Source organism: Roseimicrobium gellanilyticum, from assembly GCF_003315205.1.
Taxonomy (GTDB): Bacteria; Verrucomicrobiota; Verrucomicrobiia; order Verrucomicrobiales; family Verrucomicrobiaceae; genus Roseimicrobium; species Roseimicrobium gellanilyticum.
Genome location: NZ_QNRR01000013.1, coordinates 122917 through 141584 on the forward strand (window position 1 = coordinate 122917; position 18668 = coordinate 141584).

The 18668-nt window shown below is 61.1% G+C and carries 14 protein-coding genes; 8 read left to right on the forward strand and 6 right to left on the reverse strand.

All coding sequences use genetic code 11. The features are described from left to right. Nucleotides 1-126: 126 nt before the first annotated feature. Nucleotides 127-1857 (reverse strand): sulfatase, encoded by a 1731-nt coding sequence (locus DES53_RS26805; protein WP_211325709.1) that lies wholly within the window; start codon nucleotides 1855-1857, stop codon nucleotides 127-129. Between the two features lie 450 nt (nucleotides 1858-2307). Continuing rightward, nucleotides 2308-2865: a YqgE/AlgH family protein gene (locus DES53_RS26815; RefSeq protein WP_113961413.1), complete on the reverse strand. Its 558-nt coding sequence runs from the start codon at nucleotides 2863-2865 to the stop codon at nucleotides 2308-2310. Nucleotides 2866-3098: 233 nt separating this feature from the next. Between DES53_RS26815 and trpD the strand changes: the two genes are divergently transcribed. Beyond that, the gene (trpD, locus tag DES53_RS26820) at nucleotides 3099-4184 is read left to right on the forward strand and encodes an anthranilate phosphoribosyltransferase (protein ID WP_245958279.1); all 1086 of its coding nucleotides are present in this window, start codon (nucleotides 3099-3101) and stop codon (nucleotides 4182-4184) included. A gap of 21 nt (nucleotides 4185-4205) precedes the next feature. Here the strand turns inward: trpD and DES53_RS26825 are convergent, their stop codons facing one another. Then, nucleotides 4206-4844, reverse strand: coding sequence for an HD domain-containing protein (locus DES53_RS26825; protein WP_211325710.1), 639 nt, complete (start codon nucleotides 4842-4844; stop codon nucleotides 4206-4208). 99 nt (nucleotides 4845-4943) lie between these two features. Between DES53_RS26825 and DES53_RS26830 the strand changes: the two genes are divergently transcribed. The 4 genes from DES53_RS26830 (at nucleotide 4944) to DES53_RS26845 (ending at nucleotide 9626) form a co-directional block, all read left to right on the forward strand. Further along, complete coding sequence (locus DES53_RS26830) at nucleotides 4944-7631, forward strand: DUF6797 domain-containing protein (protein ID WP_113961415.1); 2688 nt, start codon at nucleotides 4944-4946, stop codon at nucleotides 7629-7631. A gap of 27 nt (nucleotides 7632-7658) precedes the next feature. Next, a complete protein-coding gene (locus DES53_RS26835; RefSeq protein ID WP_113961416.1) occupies nucleotides 7659-8207 on the forward strand; it encodes a hypothetical protein in 549 nt (182 codons plus the stop codon). Nucleotides 8208-8316: 109 nt separating this feature from the next. Beyond that, nucleotides 8317-9162 carry a serine/threonine-protein kinase gene (locus tag DES53_RS26840; protein ID WP_113961417.1) on the forward strand — a complete coding sequence of 282 codons (846 nt, stop codon included), beginning with the start codon at nucleotides 8317-8319 and terminating at the stop codon, nucleotides 9160-9162. Then, nucleotides 9159-9626 carry a hypothetical protein gene (locus DES53_RS26845; RefSeq protein ID WP_113961418.1) on the forward strand — a complete coding sequence of 156 codons (468 nt, stop codon included), beginning with the start codon at nucleotides 9159-9161 and terminating at the stop codon, nucleotides 9624-9626. Before DES53_RS26840 ends, DES53_RS26845 begins: the two co-directional genes overlap by 4 nt. Before the next feature lie 3 nt (nucleotides 9627-9629). Here DES53_RS26845 and DES53_RS26850 read toward each other — a convergent pair whose 3' ends face one another. Further along, on the reverse strand, nucleotides 9630-10721 hold the full coding sequence (locus tag DES53_RS26850; protein WP_211325711.1) for an alpha/beta hydrolase family protein: 1092 nt from the start codon (nucleotides 10719-10721) through the stop codon (nucleotides 9630-9632). Nucleotides 10722-10729: 8 nt separating this feature from the next. Beyond that, nucleotides 10730-13945 (reverse strand): efflux RND transporter permease subunit, encoded by a 3216-nt coding sequence (locus DES53_RS26855; protein WP_113961419.1) that lies wholly within the window; start codon nucleotides 13943-13945, stop codon nucleotides 10730-10732. 119 nt (nucleotides 13946-14064) lie between these two features. Between DES53_RS26855 and DES53_RS26860 the strand changes: the two genes are divergently transcribed. The 3 genes from DES53_RS26860 to DES53_RS26870 are packed head-to-tail and all read left to right on the forward strand — an operon-like array spanning nucleotide 14065 to nucleotide 16237. Next, nucleotides 14065-14289, forward strand: a complete 225-nt coding sequence (locus DES53_RS26860) for a hypothetical protein (protein ID WP_113961420.1) — start codon at nucleotides 14065-14067, stop codon at nucleotides 14287-14289. Between the two features lie 57 nt (nucleotides 14290-14346). Beyond that, nucleotides 14347-15021: a ribulose-phosphate 3-epimerase gene (gene rpe / locus DES53_RS26865; RefSeq protein ID WP_113961421.1), complete on the forward strand. Its 675-nt coding sequence runs from the start codon at nucleotides 14347-14349 to the stop codon at nucleotides 15019-15021. 25 nt (nucleotides 15022-15046) lie between these two features. After that, entirely contained in the window at nucleotides 15047-16237 is a 1191-nt protein-coding gene (locus DES53_RS26870) for an RsiV family protein (RefSeq protein WP_113961422.1), read from the forward strand. A gap of 50 nt (nucleotides 16238-16287) precedes the next feature. Here DES53_RS26870 and pbpC read toward each other — a convergent pair whose 3' ends face one another. Continuing rightward, nucleotides 16288-18615 (reverse strand): penicillin-binding protein 1C, encoded by a 2328-nt coding sequence (pbpC, locus tag DES53_RS26875; protein WP_170157439.1) that lies wholly within the window; start codon nucleotides 18613-18615, stop codon nucleotides 16288-16290. Between the last annotated feature and the right edge of the window lie 53 nt (nucleotides 18616-18668).

Consider the following 18668-nt stretch of genomic DNA (forward strand, 5'->3'; position numbering starts at 1 on the left):
CTAATATGCGACAACGCCTCCCCCGCCGCAAAGGGAACATCTGTGAATGGTTGATGGTGTAGGGTTTGATAGTTGATAGCCCGGAACGGTTGAGAGTCGGAAATTGAAGGTTGAGTGCCTGAGGAGTTACTTGACCAAAATATCATCCGGCAATGTTTCCCCTGCCGGGATGGGCTGTTCTTCCCAGGTGGCTTGTTTGGTCGCGGGGTCATAGGTCAGCACCCGGCTCTTGCTGCCGGGGACGGGTGGCACGTCGACCTTGGGGAGCCACTGGGCGAGGTCGGCTTTTTGGGCGGCGTGCTTGGGGTCGCTGGCGAGGTTGGTCCATTCGTTGGGGTCGGACTGTTCGTCGTAGAGTTCCTCGGAGCCATCGGCGTACTTGATGTAGCGCCAGTAGCGGGTGCGGATGGTGTGGTTTCCCTGGTTGTGCGTGGTGATGGCGGGGGACTCGCGAGGGGTAGAGGCGTCCTTCAACTGGCGGGCGAGGCTGTGGCCCTCGAGGTCGGAGCGCGGGGGGAGGCCGGTGAGGTCGAGGAGGGTGGGGAAGACATCCAGCAGCTCGACGGCGGCGGAGCAGCGGGCGCCAGCGGTGATGCCGGGGCCGGCCCAGATGAAGGGGACGCGGGTGCTGCGCTCCCAGAGGGTATTCTTCCCAGTGATGCCCTTTTCCCCGAGGTGCCAGCCGTGGTCGCCCCAGACGATGACGATGGTATTCTCCAGCTGGCCGGACTTCTCTAGGGCCTTCAGCAGGCGGCCGGCCTGGCTGTCCATGAAGCTGATGCTGGCGAGATAGGCGCGGACGAGGGGGCGCCATTCATCGAGGAGTTGGAGGGTCTTCAGCCGGGGCTCGGGGAGGCGCCAGTGCAGGTAGCTGGCGAAGGGGGGGAGGTCGGCGCGGTCGTCCTCCTTCACGGGGGGCATGACGAGCTTGTCATCGGCGGGGTAGAGGTCGAACCACTTCTTCGACGCGAAGCAGGGGACGTGGGGGAGGCGGAAGCCGGCGGCGATGAACCAGGGCTTGTCCTTGGGCGCGGACTCGAGCTTGGCGATGGCAGCATCGGCGATCTGCCAGTCGGCCTGGTCCTCGTCCTTCTCGGGGAAGACGCCCCAGTCCATGGCGGGGTGGCGGCCTTCGATGGTGAGCTTGGCAATGGTCTGGGGAGGCTTCGGCATGCCGGGGGCGGGGCCGACCTCGGTGAACTCGGGGGGGAGGTTGCCAGCCGGGGCGTTCCGAGTGGCTGGGGCGGCAGGTGAGGGCTTCGCCTTGCCGGAGGGGTTGGCGGCGTTTTTCTTTCCCTGAGGAGTGGTGGCGGTGACCGCGCCGGTGCGCATGGAGCCATCGTGATACACCTTCCCACACGCATAGGTGTAGTAGCCGTGCTTCATGAGCTCCTGCGGGAGGGTGACGTGCTTCCGCAGGCTATCGACGGCGCGGATGCCAGGAGCGAGGCCGTAGATGCCGGTGGAGCTGGGACGCAGCCCGGTCATGAGGGAGGCGCGGGAAGGATTGCAGAGGGGGGCCTGGCAGTGGGCATTCGTGAAGAGGGTGCCGCGGGCCGCGAGGGCATCGAGATGCGGGGTCTGCACCTGGGGATGGCCGCCGAGGCAGCCGAGCCAGTCGTTCTGATCGTCGATGGCGATCATGAGGATGTTTGGCCGGGTGGGGGCGGTGGATGAAGAGGGGAGACCCGGAGAAGACGGAGACGCGGAGGAGGACTGGCTGCCGCGGGAGGGGATGAGCTGGGAGCGGGATGGGGTGGATGTAGATTGGGCGGAGAGGGTGGCGCCCATGCCCGCGAGGAGTGCGCATGCGAGTGCCAGGAGCGTGGGGAGCGAGCGGGAAGAAGCGGATGTCATGCGCGTGTGGGAACGTGGCGGCGGAGGGGGAGTTTGCGATTGTTGAACAGTGGCTGAGCGATTGTTGAGCGGTGGTTCGGGGAAGAAGACTGAGGGGTTGGCCGCAAAGAGACGCAAGAGGTACAGAAGGATCGGGAAATGAATGGGCTGGCAAGGAGCGATGCTCGCAGCAGGAAATCGCTGGCTGCAAGCGGGGACAGGAGTGTCCCCGATCCTTGGGGGAAGAGCAATGAGTGCGGGTCCCGTGCTGGTGCTTGAGACGCCGCGAGAGGTGGGGTCTCGGGAGACGTGCAACGGTGACGGCACTAGGCTAGTGCCGCTCCCCTGCGATCAAGTTCACCATGCTGGGCGATGCAAACACGACCGCGTGCTGCACCACCAAACAGGCAGACCTCTCCTGCGCCTTTTTGCGTTTCTTTGCGGCTAAATCCCTCAGTGTTCCTCCACCGCTCAATTCATCGACGGATCCGCGGGCATGCGGGCGAGGAGATTGTAGTAGGGGCCGAGATCGGCGAGGATGGTGGTCCAGAGTTCGCCGGCTTCCGGAGTGGTGAGTACGCTCTTGTCCGGTTTGCAGGCGATCCAGGAGTGCTGCTCGAGTTCGTTCTCGAGCTGGCCTTCGGACCAGCCGGAGTAGCCGACGAAGCCGCGGACGATGCGACCTTTTTTCAGCTCCTTGATGGCCTGCTCGGTGGAGAGGTGGGTCTGCACCTGGAGGGCACGCTTCTTGTTGTTCCAATCGAGCGCGGCAAAGGAAAGCTTGTTCGTCCCGACGGGGCCGCCGAGGAAGACGGGCACGTCCGCGAGCGGGCCGAGGTCGCGATCTTCGAGGAGGTCGGACACCTGCTTGTCCAGCGGTCGGTTCAAAATGTAACCGAAGGCTCCGTCCTCAGAATTGTGCGCCGCGAGGAGGAGCACAGTGTGGAAGAAATTGGGATCGCGGAGCGATGGGGCGGCCAGCAGCAGGGAACCGCTGATGGACTCAGGGGCGTTTTCAGGCTGTTTCATGGCAGGGGTGCAATCCTGATACGAACATAACTTGTGCCAAGATGCTGGGCAAGCTTGCAGAAAAGAAGAACGCTGGGGATTGCTGTGGTTGAGTGATGGGTTGTCGCGATGCAGCCGTGGTTGGGATACAAAGATGAATCGCGGGAGCTACGATCATGCAGAGTGTGATTTAGGCAGTGACGTTCAATCAAGGTGCAAAGTGGACACACGAATTGCGAATTTCACGGTGGGTGATGAACTTGGCACTTGAGGCGGGAGGGGTGTTCCCTGAGACTCGGGCCATGCAGGAACTCGAGAAACAATTGGTGGCAGGGAAGGATTTGACCCCCGCGCAGGTGCGGGAGGCGGCGGCGTTTCTGCTGGACCCGGCACCTGAGCCCGCGCAAAAGGCGGCGCTGCTGAAAGCCCTGTCAAAGAAGGGCGAGACGCCGGAGGAGATCACGGCATTCGTGGATGAGTTTCTTAAGCATGCCATCTCGCCGCCAATTGATCCGCTGACGCTGCAAGGTCCGGTGCTGGATGTGGTGGGCACGGGCGGGGATAAGCTGAGCCTTTTCAATATTTCGACCACGGCGGTCTTCATTCTCGCGGCCGGTGGTGTGGTGGTGGTGAAGCACGGGAATCGCGGCATCACGAGCAAGAGCGGTGGCGCGGATGTGCTGGAAGCACTGGGTGTGAAAATCGATCTGGAGCCGGAGGAGCTGGCCCGCTGTGTGAAGGAGACGGGCGTGGGTTTTGTCTTTGCGCCAAAGTATCATCCTACTTTCAAAGCAGTGGCGGAGGCTCGCAAGCTGGTGGCGGCGGAAGGGCTGCGCACCATCTTCAATATCCTGGGGCCGCTGCTGAATCCGGTGCGTCCGCCGTATCAATTGATCGGTGTCTTCGACGACAAGCTGGTGCCAGCCTTTGCGGACATCCTGCGCCAGCTCGGCCGCAAGGCAGCGTGGGTGGTGCATGGCAAGACTGATGATGGCCGCGGCATGGATGAGCTCTCCACACTGGGACCGAATCGTGTGGCTGCGCTGAAGGATGGCGTGATCGAGCGTGCGGACTTTGATGCGTCGAAGCTGGGCTTTGCGAAGCCGCAGCTCGCGGACCTGGTGGGTGGCGAGGCGAATACGAATGCGGATATCCTGGAGGGCATCCTCGCGGGACGCATCAAGGGGGCCAAGCGCGACCTCGCCGTGCTGAATGCAGCGGCAGGCTTTGTGATCACGGGCATCTCGCCCGACCTCGCGGCGGGCAAAGCGCATGCGGAGGAGATTCTGAACCGCGGCGCGGCGCACGTGAAGCTGCGGGCGCTGGCGGATTGGTGTTGAGGTGGGGCACTGTCCCCTGCCCTATCCTGCCAAGGCATCGAGGGAGCGCTGCAAGTTCTGCCGCGCTGCCTTCTCAAATCGCTCTTGGAAGGCAGGTGTCACGTAGATGGCGTCGCGTTCCAGGAACATGCGTAGCACGGAGGCGCGGCCTTTGCGGAAGTCGGGCTCGGGCACCCAGTGGTACTCCTCGCGGATTTGCTTCTCGTATTCGTCAAAGCGCACGGCATCCACGCCGAGGATGGCGAGGTCGATATCCACGCCCCAGGCAGCGTCGCCCGCGGGTGGTGTGGCGCTGTGCTTCGTGGCGAGAATGAGGTGGGTGACCTGCGCGATGAGGTTCGCTGGAAGGCCCGCTCGAGTCAGGTGCATTTCGGCCAGCGCGGCGGAGGCCTCCTCGTTGTCATGCCGATGGGTGTCATACACCACATCATGGAACCAGAGGGCGAGCTCGATGGAAGTGCCGTGTTCTGGTGGAATAATGACGCCCACAACACGGTCGAGCTGGGCCAGACACTCGGCAATGTGGGTGAGATTGTGATACGCACGATGCGGTTCCGTGTAGGCGTCGCGCAGGAGCTGCCACGTGGTGTCGCACGTCTCCGCGACAGCAAGCGTGCGGCACAAGTGCTGCCAGCGCTCGCGCAGGGCGTCCGCATCCACGGCATGGGTCATACCGCACCATGCCGCAGGTTGGCGATTCTGCCACGTCCTTGACAGACGGGCGCGCGAGCGTGTGTTTCCTGTAGCCCCGCACCCGCCATGCTCCGTCCGCTCCCCTTTCTCCTCACGCTTGCTCTGGTCGTCTCATGTCATGCCAAGGATGACAAGAAAGCTGCTCTCCAACCTTCCCCTTGGGCGGAATGGGTCGAGCCGGATTTCCCCTTCTTCTCTTCCGTGCTGGATGCGCGTGAGCTGGGCGAAGGCTGGCCAAAGGACAATCTCACACCTCGCGGTCTGGTGCTGAACCTCGGACACAATCTCTGGGCCTGCTATGACACTGACCTGCTACGCATGGCATTGATCTGGCAGGGTGAGGAAGGAGAGCCACCCGTGACTCCGGTAGCGCTCTCCACGGGCTCGTACGTGGTGGCCGGACAGAAGACGAAGGATGGCCAGGAATTCCTGCCCAAGCCGACCGGCAAGCCGTGGATCGCCAATGGCATCTATCCGGGCTGGGTGGTGGGTGAGATCCCCGAGTACACTGACCCGCGTACCCCCACGCCATCGCCCGAGGAAGTGGGACGCGGCCCGCTCAATGCGACCATGGCGGGTTTCAAGGGCGTGACGATGATCAAGGATGGCGTTCTGCTCGACTACGTGGTGGGGGGCCGAGCGATTCGTGAGCAGGTCCGGGTGATTGACGCGGATGGCGGCCATGCCGTGCAGCGCGACATCGAAGTCGGCGCAGGGGACAAGTCGCTCGTATTCCTGCCAGGCACGGCCTTTGGTGGGAGCAAGGCGCAATCACGCATCGTGGGCACGGAAGGTGGAGCTCTCACGGTGTTGCCTCCCGGGAAGGATGGGGCCTTGCATCCGCAGACTGCAGCGAAGATAGGCAGCGCGACCGCGGCCACGCGTTTCACGGTGATGCATGGTCTCTCCGAGAAAGCGGTGAAGACACCGGAGAGAGTCGCGCAGAAGCATGAGGCGCGTGCAGCGATCTGGGCCCAGACAGTCACCACCAGCGCCAAGCTCTCCACCGCGAAAGACGCCTACGTGGTGGATGAGATCGAGATTCCTTCCACGAACCCATGGAAGCGCAATGTGCGCCTCGCAGACCTCGCGTTCCTCAATGATCAGGGCGAGGCCGTGGCGGTCGCCTTCGACGGCGACATCTGGCACGTCACCGGGATGAAAGGTGACCTTGAGAAGCTCACCTGGAAGCGCTTCGCCTCGGGTCTGCATGAGCCCATGTCCATCGTGGTGCGCAAGAACGGCGCGGGGAGCGAGAACGAAATCTTTGTCTACGATCGCGATGGCATCTGGAAGCTGCGCGACACCAACGGCGATGGTGAGGCGGATGAGTATGAGATGTTCTGCAATCTCTTTTCCCAGACGGCAGAGACACGGGAGTTTCCCAACAGCATGAAGCTCGGCCCGGACGGCTCGCTGTACATCTCGAAAGGCGGGCAGGAAGGCACTACGTATGGCCGGCACAATGGCACGGTGATTCGTGTGGCACCGGATGGGAAGACCATTGAAGTCATCGGCTATGGATTGCGCCAGCCGTTCATCGGCGTGAATCCGAAGACTGGTATGGTGACGGCCAGTGACCAGCAGGGGAACTATGTGCCCTCCACACCCATCCAGATCGTGGAGAAGAATCAGTTCTACGGACACGTGCCGACCATTGCTCCGAAGGAGAAGTATCCTGCGCCCATCGCGGAACCCCTCGTGTGGATCCCCCACCCCGTAAATCCCAGCGGCGCTACGCAAACCTGGCTGGTGGGTGCGAAGATGGGGCCGATCAATGATGAGCTCATCCATGTGGGGTACAACCGCCCGGAGATTTTCCGCGTGCTCATCAACAGCCGATTTTCGAAGCCGCAGGCCACGGTGATGACCTTCAGCCGTGACTTTGACTTCGGCCCCCTCAACGCCGTGGTAAATCCGGCAGATGGCCAACTCTACGTGGTGGGCTTCCAGGTCTGGGGCACGACGGCGAAGAAGCTGAGTGGCATTTCGCGCATCCGCTATACCGGTGCGCCGCGCGTGCTTTTGAAGGAATGTACGCCGATGGACAAGGGCGTGCTGCTGCATTTCACGGAAGCTCTCGATCCGAAGCTGGCCACGGATCCTGCAAGCTTCAGTGCAGAGCGCTGGAACTACAAGCGCACCGCGGAGTATGGATCACCCCACCTGAAGCTCGACGGAACCACGGGACAAGAGTGGATGACCGCCAGCAGTGCCTATCTCAGCAAGGATGGAAAGAGTGTGTTTGTCGGCATCCCGGACATGAAGGGTGGCGTCAACCAGATGCGCATCGGCTGGGGCCTGCAGAGTGCGGATGGCCACAAGGCGGAGAACACAGCGTATTTCACCCCGTACGAACTGTCCACGTTTGATCCGGTGAAGGAGGGCTTTGAGGACATCAAAGTCGACCTGACGCCACGCAAGGCGGAAGTGGTAGCGATGGCCAAGCCGACCGTGGAGGAAGGCTTGCGGCTCTCAAATATGGTTGGCTGCATGGCCTGCCACAGCATCGATGGCACCACGGTGGGCAAGGTGGGTCCAAGCTGGAAAGGTATCTATGGCACCAAGCGCGAACTGGCCAAGAAAGGCAGTGCCGTGGCGGATGAAGCTTATCTGAAGGAGTCCATCCTGAACCCCAGCGCGAAAGTGGTGAAAGGCTTTGAGAAGTTCGACACCGGGATGCCGATCTATGCGGGGATCCTGAATGACTCCCAGGTGGAGTCCCTGATTCTGTATATCAAGAGTTTGAAGTAGGCTCAGTTACTCCGCTCTGCATTTCTCATGAGCTCCCAGCCTTCTTCCCTCCCCAGCCTCTCTACCCTGTACTGGAATGACCGGGCCTTCGGCAGGTGGGCGAAGACGATTGGGTTTTCACTCGTGGTGGCCGCGGGCATGTGGTGGGCGACTCGGCCGGTCCCCGGTGCGCTGGTCACCGAGAATACGGCCTTTGACGCCGAGGTGGGGAAGGCGGTGCCTCCGATCGCGCTCGCCGTGGCCGGGGTGGCGCTGGTGCTGCTGATACTGCGGTACCTGGTGGTGAAAAGGACCCTCACCCAAGGCATCGCCATCCAGGGGCTTGTGGAGCACATCGACATCTACTCCCGCGAGCAGGACACCGACCGCACGCCTGGCCAGAAGCGCTCCTATGTGCGTACCTACTGGGCAACCTTGGTGTACACCTTCGGGGGAAAGGAACGGCGGGTAAAACTCAAGCTGCCTAACTCCGGCTTTACCTTTGGCCTGTCCAAGGGCCGGGAAACGGACCTCATGGTGCTGGAATCCAGCCCGGACAAGCCGCTCATCCTCTCGATTTATCAGAATCGCTCCTAAGCTCCCGCTCCAGAACGAAAGATTGTGCGATGCCCTTGGAGAAGGGCCTTGCCATGCGATATACTATTGCAGGATCAGCAGGGCTGATCTGGAGGAGGGTTAAGCTGTCATGCATGCACTGAGTTCACGGTACCAGATTCAGGAAGTCATCGGGCATGGGGGAGCTGGCACGGTGTACCGGGCGCTGGACACCCAACTGGATCGACCGGTGGCCATCAAGAAATTGCACACGGTGGACGGTGCAGCCTCCCAGTCGGCCATCATCCAGAATGCCACGGCCAGCCTGCTGAGGGAAGCCAAGGCTCTGTCTGCGATCCAGCACCCGAACATTGTCACCCTGTACGACATGGGTGTGGACGAGGAGGGGCCGTATGTGGTGATGGAGTATCTCGATGGCCAGACGCTCGAGGAGGCGATTGAGCGGGCGCCTTTCCCCATGCAAGAGTTCAGCATGCTGGCGAGGGATGTCCTCAATGGTCTGAAGGCCGCGCACTCGCGGAACATCCTGCACCGCGACATGAAGCCGGCGAACATCAAGCTCGTATGGCTCTCCACCGGGGAGCTGAAGTTCAAGATCCTCGACTTCGGCCTCGCAAAATTCTCCGCCATTCCTTCGGTGCAGACCATGGACCTCAAGGGCGGCGTGCTCGGCTCCATCCACTTCATGGCGCCGGAGCAGTTCGAGCGCAGTCCTCTGGATGCGCGCACGGACCTGTACTCCACGGGTTGTGTCTTCTACCACTCACTTACGGCGAACTATCCCTTCACCGGAAAGACGGAACCCCAGGTGATGATGTCCCACATGTACCACCAAGTCGGGCCACTCGGAGAACTCCGCCCGGATCTAAGCCAGCCAGTGGTGGAGTGGGTATTGAAGTTCATGCAGCGCGACCCCAATGAGCGGCATCAGTCGGCCGTGGAGGCGTTGCAGAGCTTTGAGGAGACCCAGCGATGAACCACGCTTCGGCATCGGGGCCACGGAATCTGCCGAACAAGCAAAACTACCTTCGCTTCGCACTGTTCACCATTGGCCTTTTCTGGGGTGTCTATGTCGTGGAGCTACTCACCCCTATTCGAGTTGGGGACGCACAACGCGATGCCATGCCGTGGATTGTTCCCGTGATCGCCACGCCCATCACGGCGCTTTGCACATGGTGGCGTTTCTGTCGCGCCGTGACCTTCGCCGCAGGTTCCGCTGAGGTCATGGCCACGGTCGCCAGGATCGGCCGGGGAGGCGTGGGTGTTCACACCAGGGTCCGACTCCGCTACGACTTCAACGACCGCTCGTATGAACGGAGTGTGCCCCTTTACGATTCCGTCGTCGCCCACCTTCAAGTGGGCAGCCAGATTCCCATTCTGGTATCTCGCAATTCCCCGAAACGCATCCAAGTGCCCCTGAATATGGAGTGGATGGGGTAAACGTTACCGCCCCAGCACATCGGCGATCAGTGCATACGCCTTCTCCCGCACCTCATCTGGAAAGTCATGGTCGCAATCTGGATGCTCTACGGCAATCCGGTCCGCAGCATCATGCAGTGCATACACACGCCGCGCGGCCTCCACCACACGGTCCACGCTCTCCCATTTGAAGTTGGAGTCCTTCAGCGGGGCATTGATCAGCACATGGCGCGGCGCCAGGGCCGCGAGTAGCTCTGGAAAATCGAAGGGGATCTCTGCGAGTTTGTTCTGATAGGTTGCGAGCTTCGGCATGTAGCGCGTCTGGCACCAGCCCTTCTCCAGCACCCACTTGGTAGGATCACCCCCGTAATAGTCACGATAGGAATCGAGACCACAGCTTGAGACGATGACCTGGATGCGTGGGTCGAATACGGCGGTGTACACCGAGTTATGCCCGCCTAGTGAGTGCCCGATGGCAGCATACTTGCCGTGTTTCACGAAGGGCAGTGAATCAAGCAGGTCCAGAGCGCGCATGTTATCCCACACTGCTTTCAGGGTACCACTCCCCCACCCCAGCGCCTTGATGTCGGGCTGGTAATTTGCGAGCAGTGGATAGCTGGGGGAGATGGTGACAAAGCCACGCTCCGCGAGCTCGCTGGCGTACTGACGGTTCTGCTTGCCGCCGAGCCCCACCACCACCTTGTGGCCGACGGTGCTGTCCGTAGGATGAAGGCAGAGGACGGCAGGCGCTGGCTTGCCATTCAGAGCCGTCTTCGGGATGCACAGGTATGCGGGTGTGCGGCTTCCAGGTTCTGAGGCGTAGCTGATGAGCCGCCGTAGATACGTCCCGCAATCCACTTCCTCCTCCACTTGAACCTCGAGCGGAATGCGTTTCTCATCGCCCGGCAGCTTGCCCATGATGGCCTGCATCCCTTCCAGGATCATCTTTCGCCGGGGGTTCCATTCCACTGGTGTCGTCGCCTTGCCCCCGCCGGGCACCGCCAGTGTATTGAAGGCGTCCACGCTACGCTGGACCGTTTCGCCTCGAAGTGCCGGACCAATGCCAAGGGAACCAATGGTGGCCAGCAACAGAATCGGAAAGGGAAGTGTCCGCATGAGGGAAGCTACGCTTCCACAACCGGCAAGTTTTCGTCCTTGGATTCCGACGGAGGCATGATGGCATTCCACCACCGAAGAATCACCTGCCCCACGTCATTCAGCGCCATGTAGCACATGGGCACCAGGTAGAGGCAAATCACGGTGGCAAAGAGACTGCCATAACCCATGGCCACCGACACCGGCGTGAGGAACTGTGCGTGGGTGCTCTGCGCTCCCTGGCTGAAAAAGAAGGGCGCGACCTTCGCAATCCACGTGCCATCAAAGATCAAGGGTACCAGGCCGAAGAAGGTGGTGATTTGGGTGAGGAAGATGGCGCGGAATCGCGCAGCACCGCCTTCCCGCACCGCACTGAGGATGCCGTCCGTCTGCTTTCGGTGATTGATCTCATCCACCAGCACAAGGGTGTCATTCACAATCACACCGGATACTGCCAGCATGCCGAGAATGCTCATCTGGCTCACAGGAAAGCCGTGAAAGAGATGCCCCAGTATTGCCCCCACCACCCCAAATGGGATCACCACCAGCACCACAAAGGGAAGGAAGTAGCTCTTGAACGGGATCGCCGTGAGGCAATAGAGCCCAAAGAGCACAATGAAGAACATCACCACGCCCGCGGTGGCGCTCTCCCGCTCCGCGCGAGCCTCGCCTTCAAAGCTCCACTTCACCTGCGGATGCGAACGCATGAACTCCTCAAGATGATTGCCGATGTCTGTGCGCAGGGCCGCAAGGTCCACGGACTTCTTGTCCACATCCGCAGTGATGTTCAGCGCACGCTCGCGATTCACACGGCGGATGGCAGAAAAACCCTTGCCCACTTTCATTTCCGCCACGCGGTTGAAGGGTATCTCCAACCCATCCGTCGTGCGCACGCGCATGGTCTCCAGGGTGGAGAGGCTCCGGCGCTCATCACGCGGATAACGCAGCATGACCTTCAGCTCATTACGCCCACGCTGGATGCGCTGCACTTCACTGCCATAAAAGGCCTGACGCACCTGACGTGCGAGGTCGCTCACAGTGACGCCGAACTGCCGGGCCTCCGGCTTCAGGCGGAGCTGGATTTCATTCCGTCCGGTGTCGAGTGAGTCGTTGATATCAAACACACCGGGATACTTGGCCAGTTGATCTTTGATCTTGGAGGAGAGTTCCAACAACTCCGTGGGATTTGTGCCGGTGAGCTGGATATTGATGGGATCCCCTGCGCGGAAGATCTCCGAACGGAAGCTCACCTCCTCTGCTCCCACGATGGTGCCGATGCGCTTGCGCCACTCATTGGCCATGTCCACGGTATTCACCTTCATGGTGCGTTCCTCAGGGCCATAGGTTTCGATATTCACCTCACCAATGTGCGCCTGCCCGCCGCTGCCTGAGCTGGAGGTGAGACGCGTGGTCCCGGTGGTGGCAATGATGTGCCGAATCACTGGCGTGCCATCCGGCCCCACGTATTCCTTCCGCATCTGCTCAGCGATTTCATAGATGCGATTGATGTGCCCATCCGTCACCTCGAAGGGCGTACCCTCCAGCATGGTGAGGCGCGCCTCGATGCGCTCACTGGCGATGCGGGGAAACTGCACATACTGGATGCGCCCGCTGAAGAACATGCCGCACAGGATGGCGAGTCCACCGAAGCTGCACGCCAGCACCGTGTAGCGATGCTCCAGACAGAACCTCAGCGAGGGCCTGTAGACGCGATTCACGAACCCCTCGAGAGCCCGGTCCGCTCCGCGATGCAAGGGATCCAGCAGGTGCCCCACCTTCTCCAGTGGCCGGATGGGATGCGCGAGGTGCGCGGGGAGAATGATCTTCGTCTCCACCAGCGCGATGAGCATCACCATGATGAACACGAGAGCAATGGGCACGAACATTTTACCCATGTCGCTGGCCTCAAAGACCATGGGGAGGAACGCCATCACCGTGGTGAGCACACCAAAGGTAATGGGCACCGCCATGCGCTTGGTGCCCTCGATCGCTGCCTGAAGAGGTGGCATGCCCTGCCTTCGCAAGGTGTCCACGTGCTCACTGATCACGATGGCATCATCCACCACAATGCCCAGCACGAGGATGAATCCGAATAGCGTGGAGATATTGATCGTGATGTCGAAATAAGGCATCAGCGCGAAGGCGCCAAGGAAGGAGACCGGCAGGCCCACGACAATCCAGAACACCGACTCCAATCGCAGGAAGAGGCCGATGCAAAGCAACACGAGGATGAGACTGCTCCGGGCATTGTCCAGAAGCAGGTCGATGCGCCCCTTCACAATCTTCGCGCGGTCATTCCAGAACTCGATGCTCACACCATCCGGCATGCGGTGGCGGGCCTCCTCGACGTACTTCTTCACATTCTCCGCGATGGTGATGGCGTTTTGGTTGCCCTCGCGCATCACATTCACCACCACACACCGTTTTCCGTTCAGGCGGGCATAGAGGAGGTTCTCATTGAAGCCGTCCTCAATTTTGGCGATTTCGCCCAGTGTGAGCTTGGAGCCATCCGGCCGCGTGAGGACCACCACATTCGCGTAGTCGTCGCCGGTGTAAGCTCGCCCCTTGGTGCGGATGGAAACGTCTCCGGACTCCGTGCGCACGACACCCGCAGGGAGGTCGATGGCGGCATTGCGAATCGCGGAACTGATGGACTCCAGCGTGAGACCGTACTTCCGCAGCGTCTCCTCGGAGACTTCGATGGCGATCTCAAGAGGCCGTGAGCCAGCCAGTGACACGTAGGAAATGCCAGGCTGGGAGGCGAGCTCGTCCCGCACCTGCTCGCCGAGACGGCGCAGATCACGCTCGCTCATGTCCGCCGCGATCACGACGGTGATGACCGAGCGCCTTTCATCCTCCACCTGAATGACGGGCTTCTCCGCCTCTTCCGGAAACTCAGGGATGGCGTCTGTGCGAATTTTGATATCCTCCAGCACCTGTCGAGGGTCAAGCCCCTCCTCCACCTCGACCCAGATAGACGCTCCGCTGGACGAAGCGAGGGAGTTGATCTCCTTGATGCCTGCGACCGTTGAAATGGCCTCCTCGATCTTGACGACGATCATCTCCTCGACCTCCTCCGGGTCGGAAGCCGGGTACGGGACGTTGATGTTGACCATCCGGGAGGGGATTTCCGGGAAGACCTCCAGGGGGATCTTTTCCGCCCAAAGCGTCCAGCCGCCGGCGACAATCACTGCAAGCATCAGCAGGTTGGCGGCGACACTGTTGCGGGCGAACCACGAAATCATGAAATGGGGGCGGTGGAGCACAGACCAAACCCGTGAAACGTGAAGCGGTTTCGCGGGAAGGGAGGGGGGAGAGGTTAGTTTGCATGGTTGGGGCGAAGGGTGCAACGTCCGTGTAAGCCATGACTGACGACTCAAAGCCTCCGATCATCCGGATGAATGAGCCCATCACCCTCGAAGATTGGGAGAAGGGGCGAGAGGCGCGCCGTCTGTCTGGGCTGAAAGTCGCCCCGGCATCCATTCGCCGGAAGGAAAGTTCGTCCGACAAGCGCCTCCGGGCGGCTTTTGGAGGGAAGCGGGCTCCGGTGCCGGACCAGCCCGACGAGACTCCCCCTCCCCAAGGCTGAACTGTCAGAACGAGGCCGTTGCGATCCCTCAGGTTGTCCGCATACTGGGCGAGACCCATGGACTGCCATACGCCCCTTATCCTCCCCTCCCTGCTCGCCGCTGATTTCGCCAATGTCGCCTCTGAGGTGAAGCGCGCTGAAGATGCCGGCGCCAAGTGGCTGCATCTGGACGTGATGGACGGGAACTTCGTGGACAATATCTCCTTTGGCCCGGCCATGGTGCAGGCAGTGAGGAAGCACACGGAAATGTTCCTCGACGTGCACCTCATGATCCACCGCCCGGACCACTATCTGGACCGTTTTGTGAAAGCCGGTGCGAACAACATCAGCATCCACGTGGAAGCGGAGTACAACACGGATGTGGAGACCACCCTGAAGCGCATCCGCTCCTCTGGTGTGCAGGCCGGACTGGTGCTGAATCCGGCAACCCCCTTTGAGGCGGTGAAACCCTACCTCGGCATGATTGACCTGCTGCTCATCATGACCGTGGTACCCGGCTTCGGCGGACAGGCCTTCATGGAGGCGGAGACCATGCCGAAGCTTCTGGAGGCGAAAAAATATCGCGACACCCACAACCTGCGCTACCACCTGGAGGTGGATGGCGGCATCTATGTGAACACGGCCCCCATCGCGAAACGACACGGCGCCAATCTCTTTGTCTGCGGGACCTCTGCCTACGGACCGCCCGATATGAAGGTCGCCATGGAAGGACTGGCAGCCGCCGTCAGCTAACCTTTACCCGCTGCCGCTGATTTTCATGCGACTCGCCCTTTTCCTCTCCCTCCTGCTGACCACTGCAACCATCGGCGTTTCCCAGGAGGGTGAGCCGGAGGAGAGGTGGCCAGATGCCTTCAGCCGTCAGTACAAGGGGACCATCGGGGAGAAGTTGGCGATCCAGATGCAACTCGAATGCGAACCGACCCGTGGTCTGCACGGGGGCGAATATGTCTTCCGCGGTCAGTACTGGTACGAGAGTAAGGGCACGCTCATCACGTTATGGGGCAATGACGCTGGCTGGCATGAGATTAAACTGGATGAACAAATCTACGCCGGTGCGAAGAAGGGCTATGAACAGACTGGCTCCTTCAGCGGCAAGCTGAACGATGACGGCACCATCAGCGGCACCTGGAGTGATGGCGAAGGCAAGAAGAAGCTGCCCTTCACGCTGACTCCCTTCGCACCCCAGGGCTCCGCCAGGATCAAGGTGCATGCGCTGGAGTCCTCCTGGCAGGAGCGCACGACGAAAGGCCTCTCCAGCCTGGAACATACCGCGACGGTGGTGGAGGTGAGCGGAGTCAAAGGCGCGGAGAAGATCAATCAGACGCTGCGCCAATCAGTCGTGGCCACCTTCAAGGAGGCGGAGGTCGAGGAAGACGGATCCCAGGAGGAGGCATCCAAAAAGAAGAAACCGGAGAAACCCGCCACGCTGGAGGACATCAGCAAAGCGATGCTGGCAGAGCGTGATGACGACATGATCGCGAATCAGGAGAAGTGGAGCCTGAACTACATTTCCGGAGTGCGGCTGAATGCGAATGGCGTGCTTTGCACCGAACACATCACTTCCGACTACATGGGCGGCGCACATCCCAACAGCGTCACTGAGTTTCACACCTTCGACACGAACACCGGCGCTGAACTCACCCTGGCAGCACTCTTCAAGCCAGAGTTCTTGAAAGCGCTGCCAAAGCTTGGGGTGGAAAAGTTGCACAAGGCAGAAGGCTTGGCACCCGCTGAAGAAATTGGTCCAGACGCCGGTCTCAGCCTGGGCGAGGTAGAATACGAGGAAGGCAAGTTCACCTGGTTCCTCTCACCCGGCGGTTTTGTGGTGCACTTCAATCCCTATGAAGTCTCCGCCTATGCCCGCGGCAATGTGCAGTACACCATTCCGTGGATGGAGTTGAAACCCTGGCTCACGGAGAAGAGTCCGCTGCACAAGTTCATCCCGTAGTGGCCCTGGGAGCGCTGGCTCCCAGCTGGCGTCATTGTCAGCTCAGCCATTCACTCCACCATCTCCACCTTCACCTCACAGGTGGAGCTGCGACCATGATCGTCCAGCACATGGAGCTTCCATGAGCCTGCCGTAGCTTTCCAGAGCAAGGATTCTGCGGGCGTGCTGCTGCCCAGGAACTTCGCTCCTGCAAACCAGAAGATGGTGCGCACACCGGCGGACGTCTCGGCTCGAAGTGGAATGACCTGCTTGCTGGAGTCATTCACCCGCAATGAATACGTCAGCCTCGGTTGTGGCGACACGATGCGCGGGATGTCTTGTGACTGTGCGGCGCGCAGGGCCACGGTGCTCGCTTCCAACGGAGGTGCCTCACGACGCGGCACGCCTGCCAGTCGGAAGAGCGCCAGCATGTCGGGCGGCCAAAACTCATACACTTCGCGGCGCAGGTCGCGCTTACCGTCATCGGCGATGACGCGCAGGCCGGTGCCCTGGTCGATCAGCACTTCACGATGGATATCACACGGCGCGATGGGCGACTTCCCAGGAATGAACCAACCCATGCGGCAGTGCTGGCAGTGCGGTGTGGGGATTTGTCCGGATACAGCGCAGAGTTGCACTTCACGCACGCCCTCCGGTGGCACGTCGCGATGCCACGGAAGGCGCAGGCGATGGAAGATTTCGAAGAGCAGGGGTGCCGCGCATTTACGCGCGATGAAGGAGGGATTGGATTTGCCGTTGAAGTTCCCGATCCACACCACGCACACATATTCACCGCGAATGCCTGCGGCCCAGGCATCGCGGAAGCCGTGGGAGGTGCCAGTCTTCCATGAGATGGTGGGGTCGCTGAGTCCGGCTTCCTCTTCACGTGAAGCGAGCATGCGGCGCACGAGGAAGCAGGCTTCGGGAATGAGGAGTGCGTTTCCGGAAGGGTGCGAAACAGGGGCCGCGTGAGAATAGCGCAACGCACGGGGAGTGCCATCCGTAGCCAGCATGGCGTACATGGAAGCCAGTTCTTCCATGCTCACCTCGGCGCCACCGAGGGGAAGCGAGAGGCCATAGTGGTCTGCGGGACGCGGCAGGGAGACGCCCGCCTGTTTCAGGAAACCATAAAGGCCCGGCTCGGCCAGCTTTCGCGTGAGGGCGACCGCGGGAATGTTGCGACTTCGGAAGAGTGCATCCTCCGCGGAGATGGGACCGGTGAATTCGCGGTCGAAGTTCTCGGGGTTGTAGTCACCGAAAGCGACCTGGCCATCACGCAAGAGGCTGCGCGGGTGAAGGAGGCCCTGTTGCAGAGCGAGCGCATAGATGAAGGGCTTCAATGCGGAGCCGGGTGAGCGGCGGGCGGTGATGCCATCGACTTGGCCTGAGATGTCCACATTCAGGAAACTGGCGGAGCCTGCATAGGCGAGCACCTCGCGAGTGGGAGCGTGCACGAGCAAGGCACAGGCGTTGGTCATACCGACCTCGCGACGCACGGAGAGATAGTCGCGAAGCGAGCTCTCGATCTGCTTCTGCATGCCGAGATCGATGGTGGTGGAGAGAGGGGGATACTGGATGGTGCCGGGTGTCGTGGCGTCTGCCAACAAGCGGCGAGCGAGGTGTGGGGCCTCGCGGGGAGGCTTGGCTTCTGGCTGCAGGACGAAAGTGGCATCGAGTCCGTCTGCGCGCAGGCCATGAGCTTCCTGCCAACGCTGCCAGAGGCGGAACTGGGCAGCGGCAAGGGCATCATTGCCTCCGGAGATTTTCGGTCGACGCCGCGTGGGGCTCTGGGGCAGCACGCTGAGGCTCACGGCTTCTCGTGGTGTGAGATCTTTTGCGGACTTCCCACACCAGAGCAGTGATGCTGCGCCGATGCCCTCCACGTTGCCTCCGTAGGGGGCGAGATTGAGATATGCCTCCAGGATTTCTTCTTTCGAATAGTGCCTCTCGAGTTGCAGTGCCCGCAGCATCTGGACGAATTTTCCTGAGAAGGATTTCGTGGAGAGGTCATAGCGAAGTCGCGCCAGTTGCATCGTCACGGTGGAGGCACCGCCACGTCGCGTACCCGTCACCACACCCCAGCAAGCACGGCCGAGCGACAGTGGATTGATTCCCGGGTGCGAATGGAAGTGCCGGTCTTCCAGGAGCAGTGTCGCCTCGATGAGATCCGGACTGATCTCCGCGAGTGGGGTGTGCAGACGGTAGCGGGCATCCCCAGCCAGCGTGAGATGGATTACCTTGCCGTCACGGTCGAGTAATGCGCGAGAGAAGGTGAGGCCGGGAGGGTAGAGAGCGGGTTTGGGGCAGAGGGCGTAGGCGAGGAGGCAGCCCAGCAATAATACCGCGAATCCGGCAGTCCCCTTCCGAACCCAGCGACGTTTCCAAACACTAGAACCCACTGCCCTCAGAACTCCCTTCATCTTTGCCAGTGCCTTGGAACTCGCTGTCTGAA